At 61.0% G+C, this 18,999-nt stretch carries 18 protein-coding genes; 14 read left to right on the forward strand and 4 right to left on the reverse strand.

All coding sequences use genetic code 11. The annotated features are described in order from the left end of the window. Window positions 1-18 precede the first annotated feature (18 nt). From FNT36_RS20385 to FNT36_RS20400, 4 genes are all read left to right on the forward strand, one after another. Window positions 19-921: a ChaN family lipoprotein gene (locus FNT36_RS20385; RefSeq protein ID WP_144851515.1), complete on the forward strand. Its 903-nt coding sequence runs from the start codon at window positions 19-21 to the stop codon at window positions 919-921. A gap of 56 nt (window positions 922-977) precedes the next feature. Next, window positions 978-1,613 carry a hypothetical protein gene (locus FNT36_RS20390; RefSeq protein ID WP_144851518.1) on the forward strand — a complete coding sequence of 212 codons (636 nt, stop codon included), beginning with the start codon at window positions 978-980 and terminating at the stop codon, window positions 1,611-1,613. 13 nt (window positions 1,614-1,626) lie between these two features. Beyond that, window positions 1,627-2,571, forward strand: coding sequence for an MBL fold metallo-hydrolase (locus FNT36_RS20395; RefSeq protein ID WP_144851520.1), 945 nt, complete (start codon window positions 1,627-1,629; stop codon window positions 2,569-2,571). 95 nt (window positions 2,572-2,666) lie between these two features. After that, window positions 2,667-3,701 (forward strand): hypothetical protein, encoded by a 1,035-nt coding sequence (locus tag FNT36_RS20400; RefSeq protein ID WP_144851522.1) that lies wholly within the window; start codon window positions 2,667-2,669, stop codon window positions 3,699-3,701. A 21-nt stretch (window positions 3,702-3,722) separates the two neighbouring features. Here the strand turns inward: FNT36_RS20400 and FNT36_RS20405 are convergent, their stop codons facing one another. Continuing rightward, a complete protein-coding gene (locus FNT36_RS20405; protein ID WP_144851524.1) occupies window positions 3,723-3,914 on the reverse strand; it encodes a hypothetical protein in 192 nt (63 codons plus the stop codon). 173 nt (window positions 3,915-4,087) lie between these two features. Between FNT36_RS20405 and FNT36_RS20410 the strand changes: the two genes are divergently transcribed. The 8 genes from FNT36_RS20410 (at window position 4,088) to FNT36_RS20445 (ending at window position 14,235) form a co-directional block, all read left to right on the forward strand. Beyond that, window positions 4,088-5,407: a DUF2254 domain-containing protein gene (locus tag FNT36_RS20410; RefSeq protein ID WP_144851526.1), complete on the forward strand. Its 1,320-nt coding sequence runs from the start codon at window positions 4,088-4,090 to the stop codon at window positions 5,405-5,407. 165 nt (window positions 5,408-5,572) lie between these two features. Continuing rightward, the gene (locus FNT36_RS20415) at window positions 5,573-6,394 is read left to right on the forward strand and encodes a hypothetical protein (protein WP_144851528.1); all 822 of its coding nucleotides are present in this window, start codon (window positions 5,573-5,575) and stop codon (window positions 6,392-6,394) included. A 186-nt stretch (window positions 6,395-6,580) separates the two neighbouring features. Next, window positions 6,581-7,477 (forward strand): hypothetical protein, encoded by an 897-nt coding sequence (locus FNT36_RS20420; RefSeq protein ID WP_144851529.1) that lies wholly within the window; start codon window positions 6,581-6,583, stop codon window positions 7,475-7,477. Window positions 7,478-7,528: 51 nt separating this feature from the next. Beyond that, complete coding sequence (locus FNT36_RS20425; RefSeq protein WP_144851531.1) at window positions 7,529-8,803, forward strand: hypothetical protein; 1,275 nt, start codon at window positions 7,529-7,531, stop codon at window positions 8,801-8,803. Window positions 8,804-8,852: 49 nt separating this feature from the next. Continuing rightward, window positions 8,853-10,928, forward strand: coding sequence for an 8-amino-7-oxononanoate synthase (locus FNT36_RS20430; RefSeq protein WP_144851534.1), 2,076 nt, complete (start codon window positions 8,853-8,855; stop codon window positions 10,926-10,928). Window positions 10,929-11,132: 204 nt separating this feature from the next. Then, complete coding sequence (locus FNT36_RS20435) at window positions 11,133-12,269, forward strand: aminotransferase class I/II-fold pyridoxal phosphate-dependent enzyme (protein ID WP_144851536.1); 1,137 nt, start codon at window positions 11,133-11,135, stop codon at window positions 12,267-12,269. Then, window positions 12,235-13,392 (forward strand): hypothetical protein, encoded by a 1,158-nt coding sequence (locus FNT36_RS20440; protein WP_144851538.1) that lies wholly within the window; start codon window positions 12,235-12,237, stop codon window positions 13,390-13,392. The genes FNT36_RS20435 and FNT36_RS20440 overlap by 35 nt, the downstream gene beginning before the upstream one ends. A gap of 12 nt (window positions 13,393-13,404) precedes the next feature. Beyond that, window positions 13,405-14,235: an amidohydrolase family protein gene (locus FNT36_RS20445; protein WP_144851540.1), complete on the forward strand. Its 831-nt coding sequence runs from the start codon at window positions 13,405-13,407 to the stop codon at window positions 14,233-14,235. 118 nt (window positions 14,236-14,353) lie between these two features. On the opposite strand, the gene FNT36_RS20450 is transcribed toward FNT36_RS20445, so the two are convergent. Together FNT36_RS20450 and FNT36_RS20455 are read right to left on the reverse strand one after the other, a co-directional pair. Continuing rightward, window positions 14,354-15,730, reverse strand: coding sequence for a sigma 54-interacting transcriptional regulator (locus FNT36_RS20450; protein WP_144851542.1), 1,377 nt, complete (start codon window positions 15,728-15,730; stop codon window positions 14,354-14,356). 309 nt (window positions 15,731-16,039) lie between these two features. Continuing rightward, window positions 16,040-16,387 carry a HesB/IscA family protein gene (locus tag FNT36_RS20455; protein WP_144851544.1) on the reverse strand — a complete coding sequence of 116 codons (348 nt, stop codon included), beginning with the start codon at window positions 16,385-16,387 and terminating at the stop codon, window positions 16,040-16,042. 223 nt (window positions 16,388-16,610) lie between these two features. On the opposite strand from FNT36_RS20455, the gene FNT36_RS20460 reads away from it, so the two are divergent. Both FNT36_RS20460 and FNT36_RS20465 read left to right on the forward strand, forming a co-directional pair. After that, complete coding sequence (locus FNT36_RS20460; protein ID WP_144851546.1) at window positions 16,611-17,147, forward strand: DUF7935 family protein; 537 nt, start codon at window positions 16,611-16,613, stop codon at window positions 17,145-17,147. 45 nt (window positions 17,148-17,192) lie between these two features. Continuing rightward, window positions 17,193-17,723: a 5' nucleotidase, NT5C type gene (locus FNT36_RS20465; protein ID WP_144851548.1), complete on the forward strand. Its 531-nt coding sequence runs from the start codon at window positions 17,193-17,195 to the stop codon at window positions 17,721-17,723. Between the two features lie 137 nt (window positions 17,724-17,860). Here FNT36_RS20465 and bshA read toward each other — a convergent pair whose 3' ends face one another. Further along, window positions 17,861-18,997: an N-acetyl-alpha-D-glucosaminyl L-malate synthase BshA gene (gene bshA / locus FNT36_RS20470; RefSeq protein WP_144851550.1), complete on the reverse strand. Its 1,137-nt coding sequence runs from the start codon at window positions 18,995-18,997 to the stop codon at window positions 17,861-17,863. Between the last annotated feature and the right edge of the window lie 2 nt (window positions 18,998-18,999).

The raw sequence follows: 18,999 nt of genomic DNA on the forward strand, positions 1-18,999 counted from the left end.
TACTCTTCGCTGCCTCTTATGTCCATTTTTCCATCTCCCAGCCACCTAGGGCGCCGCTGGCTGCTGAGGTTGCTGCCACTACTCAGCTTCACGCTGGCCGACCGGCCTGCCTATCGTCTCTTCACGGCCCAGGGCCAGGCCGCCGACTACGACCAGATGCTGACCCAGTTGGCACAGGCCGACGTGGTGTTCTTTGGCGAGCAGCACAACGACCCAATGGCCCATTGGCTAGAGCTACAGGTAGCTAAGGACTTGCAGCGCCTCAAAGGCCCCGGAAAGCTGGTCTTAGGGATGGAAATGTTTGAGCGCGACGTGCAGCCGCTGGTGGCGCAGTACGCCGCCGGCACCCTGCCCGACACGGCCTTCGAGCGCCAGAGCCGCCCTTGGCCTAACTATGCCACCGACTACCGCCCGCTTTTGCAGTTTGCCCGCCAAGAGAAAATAGCCGTGGTGGCCACCAATGCCCCGCGCCGCTATGCCCAGCAGGTGGCCCGCGGCTCGCTCACGGCCCTCGACGCCCTGCCCGCCAACGAGAAAGCCTACCTTGCGCCGCTGCCGCTGAAAGTCGATTTTGAGCTGCCCGGCTACAAGAAGATGGCTGCCATGTTCGGCGACGCCACGGCCCACGGTGGGGGTGGGCGCACCATCATTCAAGCTCAAGCGCTCAAGGATGCCACCATGGCTTACACCATTCACCGCAGCCTAGGTGCCGGCCAGACGCTGCTGCACCTCAATGGCTCGTACCACTCCGACAATCACGATGGTATTGTGGCCTACCTGCGCGCCGATAGCAAAAAACCGCTGCGTGTGCAAACCCTGAGCGTGGTGACGCAAAGCCAGTTGCAGCAGCTCGACCAAACTAACATGAACGTGGCCGACTACCTCATCGTAGTGCCCGAGGACATGACCAAAACGTATTGAGACGCGTCTGTCATGCTTCGCTGCGCGCTGCCTGACAGACGATTTTTTAAAGCACTATGATTTCAAGCTCCGACTATTCTGCCCTGCCGCCCGCGGCCGACTTGCAGCGCCTTTGCAAAGCCTTGGCTGTGCTCGACGCCATCAACTCGCCCGATTGGGAATACCGCTACTACTCCTACAACCCAGCCTGGAGCGACGACGAGCAGATTATGGAAATGCGCGACGGCGAAGGCGACCAGATGCTGGTGCTGTTTCGCCCTGAAGGCTGCGTGATAAACGGCTACCTGCACGAGTATGACCAGCCCAGCAAGGCGCAAGTCACGCGCGGTCTGCCCGAAGCGTTTGATGATTTCATGTTTGGCGAGCCGGTCAATTCTATTGGCACCACGTTTTGCCTCTGGTACACGCCCGCCCACGGCTGGCAGCGCGGCATCGTAGAGAATGAAGACGATGGCTCCGAAGAGCTGCTATACATTTTTGATGGCCAGCCGGCTACCTACGCCGAGTGGGCCACGGAGTACTACACCGATGAGTCGGATAAAAAGCCCGTCACGGCTGAAGCCGTGGCGCCCATCTACCGCCAAGAGCCGGTGACCAAGGCCAAGGTTTTGGCTCTGGTCGATGAAGTAGAGGACTGGACGATGCTCGCCACCGACCTGCAAGAAATCGGCTACCCCTACGAGTTTAGCTAGCGCCGTCTTGCCTATGCGCACGTGTGTATTGCTACTGGCCGGATGGCTGGCGGCCCTAGGTGCCTTTGGGCAGCCGGCCTTCACGGTGGTGCCCCTAGGAGTGAAAGGTGGCTTGGCCGAGGGCAACCTCTCGGCCTACCTGGTGGCCGCGGCCGGCACCTCTAGCTACGTGGCTCTAGATGCTGGTAGCCTGCGCCCCGGCGTGGAAAAAGCCATTGCCAATGGCGTGTTTACTGTTCCGGCTCAGCAGGTGTTGACGCGCTACATCAAAGGTTACTGCCTCTCGCACGCGCACCTCGACCATGTGGCGGGCTTGCTGCTCAACGCCCCGGACGACACGCCAAAACCTATTTACGGCTTGGCCGCGTGCCTGGCTACCGTGCAGCAGGACTACTTCAACTGGCAGGCCTGGCCCAACTTTGCTGATGGCGGCCGGGCGCCCGCGCTGGGCAAATACCAGTTGCGCACCCTCGTTCCCGGCCAGCCCACGCCGCTCGACAGCACCACGCTCAGCGTGCAGGCGTTCGCGCTCAGCCACGGCGCATCCTACCAAAGCGCGGCCTTTTTGGTGCGCAGCCAAGGCAGCTATTTGCTGTACCTGGGCGACACGGGTGCCGATGAAATAGAGAAAACGCACAATCTGCACAACCTCTGGCTGGCGGTGGCGCCCTTGGTGCAGCGCCACGCGCTAAAAGCTATTTTTATTGAGGCATCTTATCCTAATGCGCAGCCGCCGGGGCAGCTGTTTGGGCACCTCACGCCGGCGCTGCTGTTACACGAGCTGGCCTCCCTAGGTCAGCTGGCGGGCCCTAGGTCCTTGCAAGGGCTGCCTGTGGTGGTTACCCACCTCAAGCCTACGCCGGGCAATGAAGCTCTTATTCGGCAGCAGCTGGCTGAAGGCAATGTGCTTGGGGTAAAGGTGATACTGCCGGAGCAGGGGCGGGTATTACAATTTTGAAGGCTGGCGTAGCATAAGCGCGTCAGAATCCAAGACGGGTTTATGGAATAAAGCGACTGTAAGCATCAGGTTAAAAACTTACCAGCCGGCTGCTTATGATTTTGCGCTTACTCCTCCTGACGTTGCTTTTTGGCATTAGGCTCACGGCCTCGGCTTGTTCGTGCATGACCGATGACTTCTCAGCCAAAAATGCGCTGGCGAGTGACTACGTGGCGCTGGTAAAAATCGTGCGCGTGGCCGCCTACCAGCGGCAACCCACCAAGTATGCTGAGCAGCCCTATTATACCGCTGAGATTCAAGAGCTGAGGCGTTACAAAGGCGAGCCTCGGCAGCAAGTGGTTGTTGCGGGTGGGTTGCAGGCCCTAGGTACCTGGACTTCGTGCGACATGGGCATCGACGTTGGCGAAGAATGGCTGGTGTTCGGCACCGCGCAAGAAGCCACCTTTATTTATCCCTGCGGCTACACCGCGCGGTTTCGGGCTGCTAATGGCTTTCAGGAATTGCAGCACCCGACCGCGCTCACCAGAGTCCATATCTTGGATTCGCTTACCCACCAGCTGGCCGCCCCACCGCGGCACGCTAGTGGGGAGGTGCTGAGCCCGTACCCCAACCAGGTGATGCAGAAAACCGAGCGCTTTCGCCGCGGCGTGCTTCACGGCGCAGTGGCCTATTTCTATCCCGATGGCCAGCCCTACGCCACCATGACCTACCGAAAAGGTCGATTGGATGGCCGCGAGAGGTGGTACACTGGCACGGGACAGCTGCAATCGGCGGCCGTTTATCACCGAGGCACTCGGCGCGATACCTCAGCTTATTACTACCCTGGCAGGCGTGGTTCTTCCTTGCCTTTCTTTCGCTACATGTACAACAAGAAAGGGCAAATTGTTAAATTTCAAGAGTTTGGCTGGGGTGTAACCGGGCGGTATCTCAGCCAAGAAAGAGAGTGCGAGCCGGCTGCCGGGAAAGAGACCATCAGGTTTTACTACCCTAATGGGCAGTTGCGCTCCCTAGGGTACCGCTTGCACAATAAGGAGTGGGGAACCTACCAAGACTTTGACGAGCAGGGCCATGTCATTCGGCAGTGGCAGTATGATGAGCAAGGCCGGGCCATAAAGCCGAGCGGCAAGTAGCCAACCTAGGTTGCCCGGCGACTACGCCTCGTCGCCCGGCTCAATCTTCGCCTTTTTTAGCGCATCGGCGAGGCCTTTTTGCAGCTTGTCGCCCGAGTCGGCCGGCACATCTTCACTGATTTTATACTCCTTCTTGAGTTGCTCCCAGTCTTCGATGGGAATGAAAACACCGGTAATGTTGCCTTTGGGGTCGGAGAGATATTTGATATCCATGTGGGGGAGGAGGGGAAAAGTAAAGTAAACATAAGTTGAACCGTGCCGTAGGCGGACTACCGCCCAACGCCCAGGTTCAGCATGAAAAAACATAGTACGAAAAGCAACTGCGCCGCGCCGAAACGCTCGCCTCACCCCACCAGCCGCGCTCGGCCTAGGTGCTGCCCCATCGCATGAGCCGCCTCCAACGCTGGTGGCTGGACCTCAATTCCAGCCTGTGGTTTGTGCCGAGCCTGATGGTGCTAGCCGCCATATTGGCTGCCTACTTCTTGGTGCACCTCGACGATAGCATCGGCCACGAGTGGACCAGGCGCCACCCGCTGCTATTTGGGGCCGGGGCCGATGGCGCGCGCGGCATGCTCTCAGCCATCGCCGGCTCTATGATAACGGTGGCGGGCCTCATCTTCTCGCTCACGCTTTCCACGCTGGCCCAGGTATCGAGCCAGTACACCTCGCGGCTGCTGCGCAACTTCATGCGCGACCGTAGCAACCAGGTGGTGATGGGCTTCTTCGTGAGCATTTTTGTGTATTGCCTGGCGGTGCTGCGCACCATCCGGGGCGGCGATGAGCGGGTTTTTGTGCCCAGCTTGGCGGTAGCCTTTGGGCTGCTGCTGGCGCTGGTGAGCATTGGCATGCTCATCTTCTTTATCCACCACATCGCCTCATCCATTCAGGCCGCCAACGTAATAGGCGGCGCGGCTCAGGAAACCGAAAAAACCTTAACTAAGCTGTTTCCGAAGGAACTGGGCGACGATGCCACGCCCGCCCAAAAAGACGATTTGGCCGACCTAGGGCCGCTGGATTGGGTCGTCATCAAGGCGCACGAATCGGGCTACATCATGGGCATTGATGAGGAGGCGCTGCTGGCCTTTGCCTGCGAAACCGATGCCATCGTGCGCATGGAGCGCGCCATCGGCAGCTACGTTACCAAAGGTGCGCCCTTGGTGTCGATAGTTTCGTATCCAACTGCTAAGCATATCGTTGGCGAGGAGAATACCGAACGTCTGAACAGCTGCTACAGCATTGGCAATCAGCGCACGCTCGACCAGGATGCGGGTTTTGGCTTGCGCCAACTGGTGGATATCGGCCTCAAAGCCTTGTCGCCAGGCATCAACGACACCAGCACGGCCGTGATGTGTATCGACCGCCTAGGGTCGTTGCTGGCGCTGCTGGCCGGGCGCGACCTAGGTAGCCCCGTGCGCGCCGAGGCGGGCCAGGTGCGCGTTATTGCTCAGCGCCCCAATTTTGCGAGCTACCTCGCCACGGCCTTCGACCAGGTGCGCGCCAATGCGGCTGAAGACTTGGCTATTTACCTACGCCTGCTGGCGTCACTGCACACGGTGGCCCAGCGCACCACCCGCCCCGACTACCGCCACGCCCTGCGCCAGCAGGCCGACTTGGCTATGACTGCCGCCGAAAAGAATATCACGGTGCCCTACGAAAGCGAGCAGGTGCACCAGCACTACCGCGACGCGTTGGCCGCGCTTGGGTAGGGTGCTGGTTGGCTCGAAATACATTTCGCCCCGCGGGCCCGTTTGATTCGTTTCCGAAGTGCGTTTCGGAAGCCACCTGCCCTCAGTAGCTGGAAACGGCCTTTTTATTCCTGGCACTGCGCTTGAAAACAAGGGAGCATCTTCTCACGCATCCCTTGCCAAGCCATGCACAATATCGACCGAACCCTTCAGGAGTTTGAATCCGGGACCGCCACCAATGGCGAGTTTGAGAGCTACGAAACCAACGGCGAATACGGCCAGGAAATGGAGTATGGCCAGGAGCTGGAATACGGCCAGGAAATGGAATACAGCCAGGAGTTCGGGCATGAATTCAGCGGCGAGAGCTACGAAATGGAAGACGAGCAGGAGCGACTAATGGCCGAGCTGGCGCAAGAGCTACTGGAAATCAACAACGAGCAGGAGCTAAATCAATTTTTGGGTAACCTGGTGAGCCAGGCCACAGGCGCGGCTTCCAAGCTGCTGACCTCGCCGGCCGGGCAAAGCGTGGGTCGCTACCTCGTCGATTTTGGCAAGCAAACTCTGCCGCAGCTAGGCGCCAAATACGGTGGCCAAGCCGGCACCGCCCTAGGTGGCAAACTCGGCCCGCTGGGCGCTAAAGCCGGCAACTGGGCGGGCACCAAGGCGGGCCAATGGGCCGGCGGCCAAGCCGGCAACTGGGTAGCCGACAACGCCAAGCGCGTCTTTGGCCTAGAGCTAGAAATGCTGAGCCCCGAAAGCCAGGAAATGGAAATCAACCGCGCCTTCGTGCGCTTCGCCTCCGACGTAGCCCGCCGCGCCGACCGCACGCTGCGCCGCTATCCTCGACTGGGTGTTGGCGCCCTAGGGCGGCAGGTGCTTGGCGCCTCGGCTCCCCTGTATGCGCCCGGCCTGCTCGCCGGCGGGCTACGCCCGAGTGGTCGTGCGTGCCAAGGTCAAGCCGGTACCTGGGAGCGCCGGGGCAGGGCCATCGTGCTCTACGGGGCATAGCGCGGACTTTTAGTCTGCCACCTTAGGGATTGGTACTCGCGGGCTGAAAGCCCGCGCTACTGTGCCGCGCCGCAGTTGCCCAGCCGCTTTGGGCAAAATACTAATACAGCCAGGATGGGGCAGGGTAGGAGCTTCGCGCCGCCGTGCCTAGCTAGTTCGTTTTCAATCACCTTCACCCTTACCACCATGTACCAAAATGAATTCTCTCAGGAGTTTGAGCAAGGCCTCGGCCAAGAGATGGAAATGGAGCAAGAGTTCAACGGCGAAAATTTCGAGTTCAGCCCCGAGTACCTGGGTGAAACCAGTGCTCAGGGTGAGTCATTCGAGACGTACGGCGAGCTGAGCGGCGAGCTCAACGAGACCTTCGAAATGGAACTGGCCCACGAGCTGCTTGAGGTCAGCAACGAGATGGAGCTCAACCAATTCTTAGGTAGCCTCGTGAAGAAAGTGGGCAGCGCGGTGAGCGGTTTTGCCAAGTCGTCGATTGGCAAAACCATCGGGGGTGCACTCAAGGCCGTGGCCAAGAAAGCGTTGCCGATGGTGAGCGGGGCCCTAGGTACCTTCGTGGGCGGGCCGCTGGGCACGGCCTTGGGCAGCAAGCTAGGCTCGATGGCCGGCAACCTGTTTGAGCTGGAGCTGGAAGGGCTGAGCCCAGAAGACCAGGAGTTTGAAACGGCCCGCGCCTTTGTACGCTTCGCCAACTCGGCAGTGCAGCGCGGGGCCGCCGCAGCCCAAAACCCCAGCCGCAACGTGCCGCCTGCTGTGGCTGCTCGCAAGGCCCTCACGAGCGCGGCCATGCAACACGCACCCGGCCTATTGCGCCCGCGCAATGCCAATGGCACCTTCCGCTCGATGCCGGGGGCTGGGGCACGGCGGCCTAGCAACGGCCCGCGCCGCCAGCCCGCCTTCCGCGGCAGCAACGGCTACCTAGGGGGCAGCTACGAGCCTACCCAAGCCGCGGGTGGGGAAGGCTACCATGACCAAGGAGATGAGCAGCAGGACTATGGCCAGCCGAGCCAGCAGCACCGCCCCACCCGCGGCACCTGGATGCGGCGCGGGCGCACGCTGGTCATTCAGCTATAGCGTGGCCCGCGCCTAGGTATACCCAAGTGCTTCCTTACTTCTCTACCGTCAATGCGTACCGCCGCCGACACCCGGTTTCTGCTCAATGAAACGCTGGCCTTATTTAGCCGGCTCCAGACGGTGCGCTCGTTTTCGCTGAGCACGCCGATGGTGCTGGCGGCAGCCGTGTCGGCCCCGGCGCAGGCGGCCATCAATGCCCACCTAGCGCACGTGGCCTTCGACTTGCGGCGCAAGCTTCAGGCGTTCATTACCTGGCTGCGCAGCGCCGAAAGCTACCGCCTGAGCGCGGCCGAAACCCAGGCCCGCTACGTGCTCTTGAAACTGCGCTTCAATAACTTGCTCGACCAGGTCGACATCTTCGCCGATGTACTGGGGCAGCGCAGCGAGCACAACACCGGTACCTGGGTGGCGGGCCTCGACGTGCTGGCCGAAGATGCCTTGGCCCTGCCGGGCCAGTACTACACGCCGCCGCCGCTCATCTGCTACCTCGAGCGGGGGCACGGCGCGGCCATTCGGCGCTCGCGCACGCGGCTGCCGGGCGGCGACCTCAGCCCGGTGGGCGTTATTCAGATTCCGCGCGAGCGCATGATAGGCTCGGGCATTGCCTCGTCGCTCATCCATGAGGTAGGGCACCAAGGCTCGGAGCTGCTCGATTTAACTACTACCATTCGGCAAGACATTGAGCAGGTTATCGCCAGCGGCACCCGCGAAGGAGCCCTGCCTTGGCAGCTACTCAGCCGCTGGCTCAACGAGATACTTTCCGACTGCTGGGCGGTGGGGCACCTCGGCATCACGGCCACCTACGGGCTGCTGAGCGTGGTGAGCCTACCTAGCTATTTCGTGTTCCGCATCGGCACCGACGGGCCGCACCCGTTTCCGTGGATACGCCTGAAAATCAGCTTAGCGCTGGGGCAGGCGCTGTTTCCGCACCCGCAGTGGGCGGCGCTGGGCCAGCAGTGGGAAGATTTGTACCCCCTCGACAACCTAGGCGCTGACAAGCGCGACCTCATTCGGCGGCTCGAAGCGGTGCTGCCCATCTTCGTCCGGTTGGTGCTGGGCCACCGCTCGGGCACGCTGCGCGGCGGGCGGGTCGCCGACATTTTTCCGGTGGCCGAGCGCGGCCCCGAGCAGCTACGCGCCCTCTACGTTACCTGGCAGCAGCACCCCTACTTGCGCGAGCACGCCGCGCCCTCGCTGGTATTTGCGGTAGTGGGCCAGGCCAAGGCCGACGGCCGCATTTCAACCCAAGACGAGGTACAGCTACTCTCGCACATGCTGGCGCACTGGGCCTTGGACCGCGCCCGCAACTACTGCGTGGCCGCCTAGGCGCAGCTTTCCCAATTCTTTAGCCACTTACTTCTTCACTCCCTGCGTTATGAACCCCGAAGTAACTATTGTGTACCGCGAGCTCAGCCTTGACGCCTCGCAGGTGTCGCTCGGCGATGACTCCACCCTGACCCTCACACTCACCATCAACCCCACGCCGGGTAGTAAGTCGCTGGCCGACTGGCTGCGCGAGTCCAATTACCTGGCGTTGTCATTTGACCACCTAGCCGATAGCCGGCCGGCTGATGAGTACCAGTTTGGGTACGAAATGACCGCTACCGGGCTGGTTTTTCATGCCAGTGAGCTACTACAGCAGCCCCGCGGCGCGGGCGGGCGGGCTAAGGTGAAGCCCCTCTTTCGGGAGGTAGAGCTGATGTCGCCCACGGTAGTGCTCAGCAGCAAAACCAGCATCACGATTGCCTGGGACATTCGCACCTGGGGCATTCCGGGCACCTTCACCGTGGGGGGTGAGTTTGGGCGGCGCGCCGAAGCCGAAAGCGATACGGGCGCCTACGTCACCAATTTCTCCGACTTTGGCCCCGCCAAGCTGCGCGTGCAAGAGCAAGATGTGCACGCCCCGGTGCGCGTGTCGCTGAGCGAAGCCAAGCGGGAAGAGACCCCCGACCAGATGCTGTGGTCCCTCATTCGGCGGCGCACGGTCAATTTTAGCCAGTACCGCAGCTTTATCGACAGTGTGCTGTGCGTGGGCCCGAATGCCCAGAACCGCTCGGCTCGCGCCTACGTCACGACCCAGCACTTGCCCTTTAGCCGGTCGGCCTCCTACGGGCTGCTGCGCGCCGCCACCGAGTTTTTTCTGATGCAGGAGGCCGGCCTGGTGCCGAGCCCCGACGACAGCTCCGGCACTGAAAGCCGCCACGGCAACCTCAACGCGCAGCGACCCAACCACCAGCTGAGCACCGAGGAGCAGCGCCGCCTGGGCGGACCGGGCTTCAGCCTCAATGCCTTGCGCGATGACTACCTAGAGCAGCTAGCGGGCGAAGGCGGCAAGGCGCTGCCGTACTTTAAAATCATCGCGGACAAGCTCTCGGAGCTAACGCTCAAGGATGCCCTCGACATCGACCTAGGGGGCGGCGACTTGTGCTACGGCATCTTGAAATCGAAGCTGCAAGCACCGCCCTTGCTGGAGCTAATCTGGTCGTATTGGCACGAGGAAGGCGGGCTGGTGCAAACCATGAATGCCCTGAGTTTGCGCTTTCAGAACGTGCGCCGCCCCGGCCCGGGCCCCGACCCGCTGGCCAACCTGGCCATCGACCCGCTGCGGCCCCTCAACAATATCATCTGGGGCTATATCGAAGACGAGCGCAACCGCCTGACCATGAACCGCCGCAACCTGGAGTACCAGTACGAGTACGGCATCGGGCTGATTGGGCGCGGGGTGCAGCCCATTGCGGTGGCCGAAAACCGAGCCTTCTTCCTGCGCGGCTTTCATAGCCTGCTGCGGGCTTGCACCGAGTTTTACCAGCAGGCCAACTTCACAACGGTCATTCCCGATGGCTTCCCCATCCTCAATCACCTGCGCGAAGTGCACCTGACCCTGGCCGAAGGCGCGCACAACCAATACGGTGACCTGCCCTGGACCGCCCGCGCCGAAATGCTAACCCAGCAGTGGATTCTGGCCCGGCCCGAGGTGCGCGAGTTTCTGGGTGGCCGCGTGATGGTGCCCTACACCGAGCCCTGGATGGACCGTGTCGATAACATGAAAACCCTGCAAGGCTGGACCCCCACCAACATCACGCACTTCCACGACCTAGGCGCCTTTGGCGAGCAGCTGCTGCTGAGCATCCGCTACGGTTCGTGGAATGGCCCCAGCGTAGGGGCGGCAAACGCCGCCAACTGGGCCCACTACTGGCGCGAGGAAATCCAGCGCTACATCCACGCCTACAAGGCCGTGACGGGCGTGGACCTCGCCACCGACCTAGGCGACATCCGGCAAAATGCCCCCGACAACGAGGAGCGCTACCTCCAGCCCGCCCAGCTCATCGAGCGCCAAAACGCGGTGCAGCAAGGCCAGCTGCGCCGCACCCGCCAGCTCAATGGCGGCATGGGACCGCTGCGGCAGCCGGCATTTGGGGCCGCGCCGCGCCGGCGCGCACTGAATGAGTAAGGCTGTTCAGGCGTGCGACCCCACCCCCGGCCCCTCCCCTCCGGGAGAGGAGAGCCAGTTATTAATAAGCAATTGACAAGCTGCTCATTGTTCATTGTCAATTGCTCATTCCAACGTCAGGCCCCCCTCTCCCGGAGGGGAGGAGCTGGGGGTGGGGTACTACGCCCAGCGAGAACACCAGCCTAATTACGCCACTCTATTACAATGCCCGACTTCACTTCTGCGCTCTACCTCGGCCCTAGGGTGCTGCCGCCCCCGCCGGCCCTCGTGCTGAGCACCGGCCGCCCCGCCGCCCTAGGTGAAGCCGACCAAGCCTGGCAAGTGGCGCAGGAGGTTGCACGGCGGCAGGGCTTAGAAGCTGGCGTGCTGGCACCCTCTACGCTGCACTTATTCCACGACGTATTTCGGCTAATGCCCACCAACGGCGTGCTGCTACTAGAGCGGCGCCTGTACCCGGTGGGGCAGTGGGGTAGCCAGCAAGCGCGGCTGCGCGGGTTGCCGGTAGTGCGCTTCGATGGGGTGGCAAATCTGCAGAAGCTACTATGCGCCTACCAGCAGCAGGGCCGCACGCCCTGGCTCGTGGCCGATGGCTACCACCCTGGCCGCGGCCCTGCACCGCTGGCGCAGTACTACGCTGCGCTAACTGGCTGCCTAGGTGCCATATTGCTGCTTGATGATACTCAAGCGTTTGGCGTGCTTGGGCGGCAGCCCATAGCTACCCAGCCCCTAGGGCAGGGTGGGAGTGGCAGCTTGGCCTGGGCCGGCTTGGATGAGGCAACGACTGACCCCGAGTTGCTGACCATCACTTCCCTAGCCAAAGGTCTCGGTGTGCCGGTAGCTGTGTTGGCGGGCCGGGCGGCTCGGCTGCGGCAGTTCGCGCACTGCTCCGATACGCGGGTGCACACCAGCCCAGTGTCGGCGTGGCACGCCTGGGCTGCCGCGCAGGCGCTACGCCTCGATACCCGCCACGGCGAGGCCGCCCGGTTTCGGCTGGGGCAGCGCATCGGTCAGTTTCGGGCAGCGCTGAGGCACCTAGGGCTGCGGCCGGGTGGCGGCTGGTTTCCGGTGCAAAAGCTGGTACCCACGCGTGCCACTGCCGCCCTGAGTTTGCACCAGCAGCTGCGCCAGGCTGGTATCAATACACTGCTGCTGGCCGGCGAACACCGGCCAGGCGTACCCGAAATCGCTTTTTGCCTGCGCGCCGACCACTCGCCGGCCGATATCGTGCGGGTGGCAACTGTGCTAGGCCAGGCGGTGCGCCGCCAGCCAGATTGGTTTTCTTCTTCGACTCTTTTAGCTCGTTATCATGAACCTGACTTACGCCCCCGCTCGGCGCACTAGCCCCGCCCGCGTGGCCCCACCAGCCGCGCTGGCCATTCTCTACCCCAAGGTGGGCAACGTGCTACGCGTGCCTCTGCGCCGCACGCGCACCGGCTACGCCCACGGCTGCGCGCAGCATCCCGAGCGTCAGTTTATGCAGTGGTTCAACCGCATGGCGGCGGCCCGTCCGGGCTTCCCTATGCAGCTTAAGAGCATCTTGCTGCTCACCGGGGAGCCATTATGCAATAACTGCCGCCGCGTACTAAACCGCTACCTAGGGCAGTACCAACTCGCCGACAAGCTGCGGATACGCAGCCGAGGCGAGGCTGCGGATTATGGCTTTGGGACCTCTGGCCTGCCCAGGTACCCGGCCGCCACTACACCGTTGCTCGATGATATATTGCTCGAAGGCGAACTGGAGGACGAAGGTTGGTGGCAGCGTACCAAAGACTTAGGCCGCGCCGCCTTGCTGACTGGCGCGCTGACCCTAGGGCCGCAAGTAGTATCAAAGCCGGTGTACGATATGGCCAAAGCTACCGCGCAAGCCGATGAGCAGCGCCGCAAAAGGCAGCAGACTGTGGACGACAACGCCCCGCCAAGCTCGCGCCGACTACGGCTAGGCCAGCGCGAACTGGAATTGGAGCAAGAAACGCTAGTGATGCACGAGCGCATAGACGTGCATGCACAATACAGCTTGCAGCGATTGATGAGCAGTCCCGACGCTGCCGCCCGCGTCGATGGCAACGAGCTAGTGGGCGGTGTGCGCAGTGGGCGAGTGCGGGGTATTTACATTGTCAATCAGCTAGAACCCGCTAAATGGGCCCGTACGCGCGGTGGCAACTGGTGGGAACTACTCGAGCCCACCGACGATGCGGCGTTGCTGCTCTCAGCCGCGCCGCCGTTTACTACCCTAGCCCCCCCGATAATTGTCTTTCGCGAGAGCATCCGCAGCACCTCCAGCCGCCTCGACCCCGCGTTGCGCCGTGCGGCGCAGCTGCTGCGGCAAATCGGCAAGCTGAAAGCTGGCAACCCGTCACTTACGCCCTGGCAGCTAAAGGCCATCCTGACGCCGGGCCAGCCGCTGCCTACGCAGGCCCCAGGCAGTGACATGGCTGCTGTAGTAGGCATCACGCGTAGTGCCTAGCCTAGGCCCGTTATGCTCCTCATCGACAGCCACTGCCACGCCGGGCGCGGCGACGGCCTCACCGGCCCTTGGGACACCGATGCGCCTCTGCGCCCCTACCTGGCCTGGGCCGACGAGGCGGGTATTCAGCGCACGGTCATTTTTGCGGCCTTCCACTCGGACTATGCTGTGGCCAACCGCCAGGTGGCCCAGCTGGTGCGGCAGCAGCCCGAGCGGTTCTACGGCTTCGCCTTCGTGCATGCCCAGCGCGACCGCGGCCGGGTGCTCGACCTGGTGCGCACTGCCGTGGAAGAATACGGCTTCGTGGGCATCAAGCTGCACCGCTACGACGCCCGCATCAGCCGCGAGGTGTGCGACGTGGCCCGCGCTTTTCGGCTGCCCGTGCTCTACGACGTGGTGGGCGAAACATCTGTGGTCGACCTGCTGGCCACGCAGTATCCCGACGTCAACTTCATTATTCCGCACCTAGGGTCGTTTTCCGACGACTGGCGCGCCCAAACCTCCCTCATCGACTACTTGGTGCGCTGCCCCAACATTTACACCGATACCTCCGGCGTGCGCCGCTTCGACATTTTGCAGCGTGCCGTAGCGCGGGCCGGCGCCAGTAAGTTCCTTTTCGGCTCCGATGGCCCCTGGCTGCACCCCGGCGTGGAGTTAAGCAAAATCTACGCCCTGCATCTGAATGAGGTTGACTTTCAAAAGGTAACGTCGGGTAATCTGCTGCGCCTCATCGGGCGCGTGCGGTCGGCAGTAGGAGAGGGGGCTGGGCGGCGCGTGGCCGTGGCCGCTGCGCCTACTGCCGAGCAATGGCGCGACCCGTGGCTAGTGGGCGGCGAGGGCTGAAATATAAAAACTGTCATTGCGAGGAGGCACGACGAAGCAATCGCACCAAAACGAGCCGTTCGGGTGCGATTGCCTCGTCGTGCCTCCTCACAATGACAAGCATTTTATACATACATACTTAGTTCAGCCGCAGCTGCCCGGCCGGCTCCTCGCGCTGGTGCATTTGTAAGATGCGCTCGCTGCACCGCAGGCGCAGGGCGGCTAGCTTCAGGTTGCCCTGCTCGTGGCTGATGGCCACCTGCTTGGCAATTTCAGTTACCTGGTCCTTGATTTCCTTCAAGCCCAGGCCTTGGTTCAGCAGCGAAGTCACGCCGGCCTCTAGGTCGGTGCTGGTGGGTGTGGGGGCACCTAGGCAGGCAAAATCGGGCCAGTCGGCCTGCGGAATATCACCGATAGTGATGGGCCCCTCGCCGGGGTGCTTGCTGGCAATGCGGGTGATGAGCTGCTGCAATTCGCGCACGTTGCCGGGGTAGTCGCGCAGCAGCAAAAAGTCATACACTTGCTTGTCAACCACCTGGCGCGGGCCGCGCAGCTGCGCAAAGAAGTACTGCGCCAGGGGCACAATGTCCTCGCGGCGCTCGCGCAGGGCCGGCAGCTGGCAGGTCCAGCCCGACACGCGGTAGTATAAATCTTGTCGGAAGGTGCCGCGTTGCACCTCGGCCAGCAGGTCGCGGTTGGTGGCGCTCACCAGCCGGAAGTGGGCGTGCCGCCACGTGTTGCTGCCCACGCGCTTATAGGTGCCTTCCTGCAAGGTGCGTAGCAGCTCGGCCTGCAAGGCTAGCGGCAGCTCGCCCAATTCATCCAAAAATAGCGTGCCCTCGTGGGCCAGCGCCACCGCCCCGTCGCGGGTGCTGATGGCATTGGTGAACGCTCCCTTTTCGTGACCAAACAGCTCGCTGCCCGATAGGCCCGGAATGAGATTCGTACAGTCCACTACCACGCAGTCGCGCTTGGTGGGGCGGGTGTCGAGCTGATGTATTTCTCTAGCCACTAGCTCTTTGCCAGTGCCGCTCTCACCAGTTATCAGCACTTGGCAGCTCGACATGGCCATGTCAACTACCTGGCGTAGCGTGTCGCGCCAGCGCGAGCTGCTGCCCACCAAGCGCCTTTGCAAGTCAGCCACCTTGGTGTCTAGGTCTTGCCAGTAGCGCAGGCGGTCCGTCACAGTTGCCACGGGGTTCTCCACATCAACCCACGAAAACACGTCGGCCACGCCGCTGCGCAGCAGTGCCCAAGTGCTGGGGCCGGGCAGCCGCCCTAGGCTCACAGCTAGCACGCTGGTGCCCGGCGTACGGCGCACGTCGGCCAGCGTTTCTTCGATTTGGGATAGCGACGAAGCCGCATCCATAAATAAAATGCCCGCGCCCCGCGCCTCATCGGGGTGTCGGTGGGCGTGCAGGTTGAGGCCCGCTTTTTCCAATTCTACAATAACCTCAGCCAGCTGCGCGAGCTGACGAGTAAAAGGCAAAAACCACACCGACCAACAGGATTTCATAAGCTTAGCGACGAAAAAGGAAAGCAAGCGCAAGCGTACCAGCGAGTAGTAAAATTAGTCAAAACATATTATTAATACTATGTTTAATCTTGTTTGCTACTGTAAAAAGTTGGCCTGCTTTTGAGAGCTGTTAAAACCTCGCTGTTATTGTAGTTGAGTTGCCCTACGCTGAGTTTAGCAGCGCGCAAACGCTGGGGCGTGTACCTCAACTGAGCGGAGTTTTGCTTAGAGAATTTCGCTAGCCTTTGCACAAAAAAAGCCTCTACCCGAGGGCAGAGGCTTTAGATACTTCTAATGCGGAAATTGAACCTAGGCCGAGAATGACGAGCCGCAGCCGCAGGTGCTCTTAGCTTGGGGGTTGTTGAACGTAAAACCGCGGGCGTTGAGGCCATCTTGGAAGTCGACTTCCATGCCTAGCACATACATGGCGTGTTTCTTATCCATGATGAGCTGCACGCCGTCGAGGTCATAGATTTCGTCGTTGTCCTTGGCTTTGTCGAAGCCGAGCAAATAGCTCATGCCCGAGCAGCCGCCGCCCTGCACCCCAATGCGCAGGCCATAGTCGGCCGGTACACTTTTCTCTTGAATGATATTTTTAACTTCAACTAAAGCGCGGGGCGTGAGGCCGATAGGCGCAACTTGGGTGGCGATAGCCATAACGGTGCTGATTTAGTAAGAACGTAGATAAGACAAATATACGCCAGCGGAAAGCTCTTGCGCTGTCAGTAAAACAGTAGAAACCAAGCGACGGTTCACGCCGCAAGTTTGATTGATTTGCGTAGCTGAACTTGGGCCATCACCGACCTTTGCCTAGCTTGCTACCCCTAACCAACTCCTTACTTACTCGTTAGTTTGATAAGCCCTCGCTTATCGCTCTTTTATGGACAGTACTACCTATCTCTTCGATTTACTCAAAACTATCTTACCGGCCATCATTGTGGCCGGGGCCATCTTCCTGCTCTTCCGCCAATACCTCGAAAAAGAGCAGCAGCGCCGCCTCATCGAGCTGCGCCTCGACACCAGCAAAACTACCCTGCCGCTGCGCCTACAAGCCTATGAACGCGTAACGCTGTTTCTGGAGCGCATTTCGCCCAATAATATCTTGGTGCGGCTGGGCAGCGGCGGCCAAACGGCGGCTGACTACCATCGCCTGTTGCAGCAGGAAATCCGGGCCGAGTTCGAGCATAATCTCTCGCAGCAGCTTTACATCACACCCGAAGCCTGGGACCAGGTAAAGCAAGCCAAGGAAAACGTGCTGACGATGATAAATCGCGCTTTTCACGGTCTCAGCAACCCCGGCCAGCTGCGCGGCACTGAGCTGGCCAAGCGCATCCTAGAAGGCCTCATGACCGACGCTGCCGACCCCACCGCCCACGCCCTCGACGTGGTGAAGCGCGAAGCAGCCCGGCTGTTTTAAGCTGGCGCTTCCAACCTAGGACGCGCTTTCCGAGTTAGAGAACCTATGACTAAGAAACGAATTGCCATCGACATGGACGAGGTAATGGCTGATTCCATTGCCCGCTTCCAAGAATGGTACGGCCGTGATTTTCAGTTAGAACTGACGCTAGAAGCGTTGCACGGCAAAAACCCGCGCGACGTGGTAGCCCCCGAGCACCAGCCAGCCCTGCGCGCTTATCCCAACGCCGAAGGCTTCTTCCGCGACCTGCCCGTTATCAAGGACAGCCAACGGGTAATCAAAGCTTTGTCTGAGCGCTACGAGCTATTTATTGCCACGGCTGCGATGGAATTTCCCAATTCCTTTCTCGATAAATACCAGTGGCTGCAAAAGCACTTCGACTTTATTCCGTGGCCCAACTACGTGTTCTGCGGCGATAAAAGCATTCTCAACGCCAATTACCTCATCGACGACAACGCCTATAATTTCGAGCATTTTCGCGGCGAAGGGCTGCTATTCGATGCGCCTCACAACGCGCTCGTCACCGGCTACCGCCGCGTGCACGGCTGGCAGGAAGTAGCCGATATTTTACTTTAAAAAGAGATATACTTCTTACTAAAAACTGTCATGCTGAGCTTGCGAAGCATCTTATCAAGTTAGGTTGGCTCAACCGTGATAAGATGCTTCGCAAGCTCAGCATGACAGTTTTTAGTTTAGTTAAAGAGTAACTGTACCTAGCTGGCTTGCAGCGCTAGCTGCATGGCGCGCTCGTAGCAGTCCTCATACAGCGGCACGATGTTACCCACGGCAAACTCCTCGGCGCGGGCGCGGGCAGCAGCTTTGAAGCGCGGCAGATTCTCGTCGTCGAGCACGTAGAGGGCATTCTTCACCATGTCGTCCACGTCGCCGATGTTGCTGAGCATTCCGGTTACGCCGTGCACGTTCAGCTCGGGGATGCCGCCGGCGTTGGTGCTCACCACGGGTACTTCGCAGGCCATCGCCTCTAGGGCGGCCAGGCCGAAGCTCTCGTTTTCGCTGGGCATCAAGAATAAGTCGCTGACGCTTAAGACCTCCTCTACAGCTTCAAGCTTACCTAGGAAGCGCACGTCGCGCTGGCAATCGAGCTCGCGGGCCAGCTTTTCCATGCGTGTGCGGTCGGGGCCGTCGCCCACCAGCAGCAGCTTGGCGGGCAGAACTTGGCGCACGCCGGCAAAAATGCGCAGCACGTCTTCGACGCGCTTTACCGAGCGGAAATTGCTGGTGTGCAGCAATATCTTCTCGCCATCAGGCGCGATAGCCGTGCGAAAGTGGCTTTTTTCCTGTTTTTTAAAGCGCTGCAGGTCGATGAAGTTGGGGATAACTTCAATCTTGTGCTCAACCGGGAAGTATTCGTAGGTTTCGCGTCGCAAGTCGGCCGATACCGACGTGACGCCGTCGCTCTGGTTGATGCTGAACGTAACCACCGGCTCGTAGCTGGCATCCTTGCCCACTAGCGTAATGTCGGTGCCGTGCAGCGTAGTGACCACGGGCGCCGTGATGCCCCTAGAGCGTAGAATCTGCTTGGCTAGGTAGGCCGCCGAGGCGTGCGGAATGGCGTAGTGCACGTGCAGCACGTCGAGCTTTTCGTTTTGCACGATGTCGACCATCTTGCTAGCCAGCGCCGACTCGTAGGGCGGAAACTGGAAAAGCGGGTAGGTGGGCACGTACACCTCGTGGTAGAAGAGGTTTTCGTTGAAAAAGTCGAGCCGCACCGGCTGGCTATAGGTGATGAAGTGGACGCGGTGGCCGCGCTGGGCCAGGGCTTTGCCTAGCTCGGTGGCCACCACGCCGGAGCCGCCGAAGGTAGGATAACAAACAATGCCGATGTTCATGG

Origin of the sequence: Hymenobacter setariae (genome assembly GCF_007713685.1) — a bacterium.
Taxonomy (GTDB): Bacteria; Bacteroidota; Bacteroidia; order Cytophagales; family Hymenobacteraceae; genus Hymenobacter; species Hymenobacter setariae.

What these genes read in the sequence shown, in the direction of transcription:
- FNT36_RS20385 (WP_144851515.1), top strand. Translation starts at nt 19, where the DNA reads ATGTCCATTTTTCCATCTCCCAGCCACCTAGGGCGCCGCTGGCTGCTG.
- FNT36_RS20390 (WP_144851518.1), top strand. Translation starts at nt 978, where the DNA reads ATGATTTCAAGCTCCGACTATTCTGCCCTGCCGCCCGCGGCCGACTTG.
- FNT36_RS20395 (WP_144851520.1), top strand. Translation starts at nt 1,627, where the DNA reads ATGCGCACGTGTGTATTGCTACTGGCCGGATGGCTGGCGGCCCTAGGT.
- FNT36_RS20400 (WP_144851522.1), top strand. Translation starts at nt 2,667, where the DNA reads ATGATTTTGCGCTTACTCCTCCTGACGTTGCTTTTTGGCATTAGGCTC.
- FNT36_RS20405 (WP_144851524.1), bottom strand. Translation starts at nt 3,914, where the DNA reads ATGGATATCAAATATCTCTCCGACCCCAAAGGCAACATTACCGGTGTT.
- FNT36_RS20410 (WP_144851526.1), top strand. Translation starts at nt 4,088, where the DNA reads ATGAGCCGCCTCCAACGCTGGTGGCTGGACCTCAATTCCAGCCTGTGG.
- FNT36_RS20415 (WP_144851528.1), top strand. Translation starts at nt 5,573, where the DNA reads ATGCACAATATCGACCGAACCCTTCAGGAGTTTGAATCCGGGACCGCC.
- FNT36_RS20420 (WP_144851529.1), top strand. Translation starts at nt 6,581, where the DNA reads ATGTACCAAAATGAATTCTCTCAGGAGTTTGAGCAAGGCCTCGGCCAA.
- FNT36_RS20425 (WP_144851531.1), top strand. Translation starts at nt 7,529, where the DNA reads ATGCGTACCGCCGCCGACACCCGGTTTCTGCTCAATGAAACGCTGGCC.
- FNT36_RS20430 (WP_144851534.1), top strand. Translation starts at nt 8,853, where the DNA reads ATGAACCCCGAAGTAACTATTGTGTACCGCGAGCTCAGCCTTGACGCC.
- FNT36_RS20435 (WP_144851536.1), top strand. Translation starts at nt 11,133, where the DNA reads ATGCCCGACTTCACTTCTGCGCTCTACCTCGGCCCTAGGGTGCTGCCG.
- FNT36_RS20440 (WP_144851538.1), top strand. Translation starts at nt 12,235, where the DNA reads ATGAACCTGACTTACGCCCCCGCTCGGCGCACTAGCCCCGCCCGCGTG.
- FNT36_RS20445 (WP_144851540.1), top strand. Translation starts at nt 13,405, where the DNA reads ATGCTCCTCATCGACAGCCACTGCCACGCCGGGCGCGGCGACGGCCTC.
- FNT36_RS20450 (WP_144851542.1), bottom strand. Translation starts at nt 15,730, where the DNA reads ATGAAATCCTGTTGGTCGGTGTGGTTTTTGCCTTTTACTCGTCAGCTC.
- FNT36_RS20455 (WP_144851544.1), bottom strand. Translation starts at nt 16,387, where the DNA reads ATGGCTATCGCCACCCAAGTTGCGCCTATCGGCCTCACGCCCCGCGCT.
- FNT36_RS20460 (WP_144851546.1), top strand. Translation starts at nt 16,611, where the DNA reads ATGGACAGTACTACCTATCTCTTCGATTTACTCAAAACTATCTTACCG.
- FNT36_RS20465 (WP_144851548.1), top strand. Translation starts at nt 17,193, where the DNA reads ATGACTAAGAAACGAATTGCCATCGACATGGACGAGGTAATGGCTGAT.
- bshA (WP_144851550.1), bottom strand. Translation starts at nt 18,997, where the DNA reads ATGAACATCGGCATTGTTTGTTATCCTACCTTCGGCGGCTCCGGCGTG.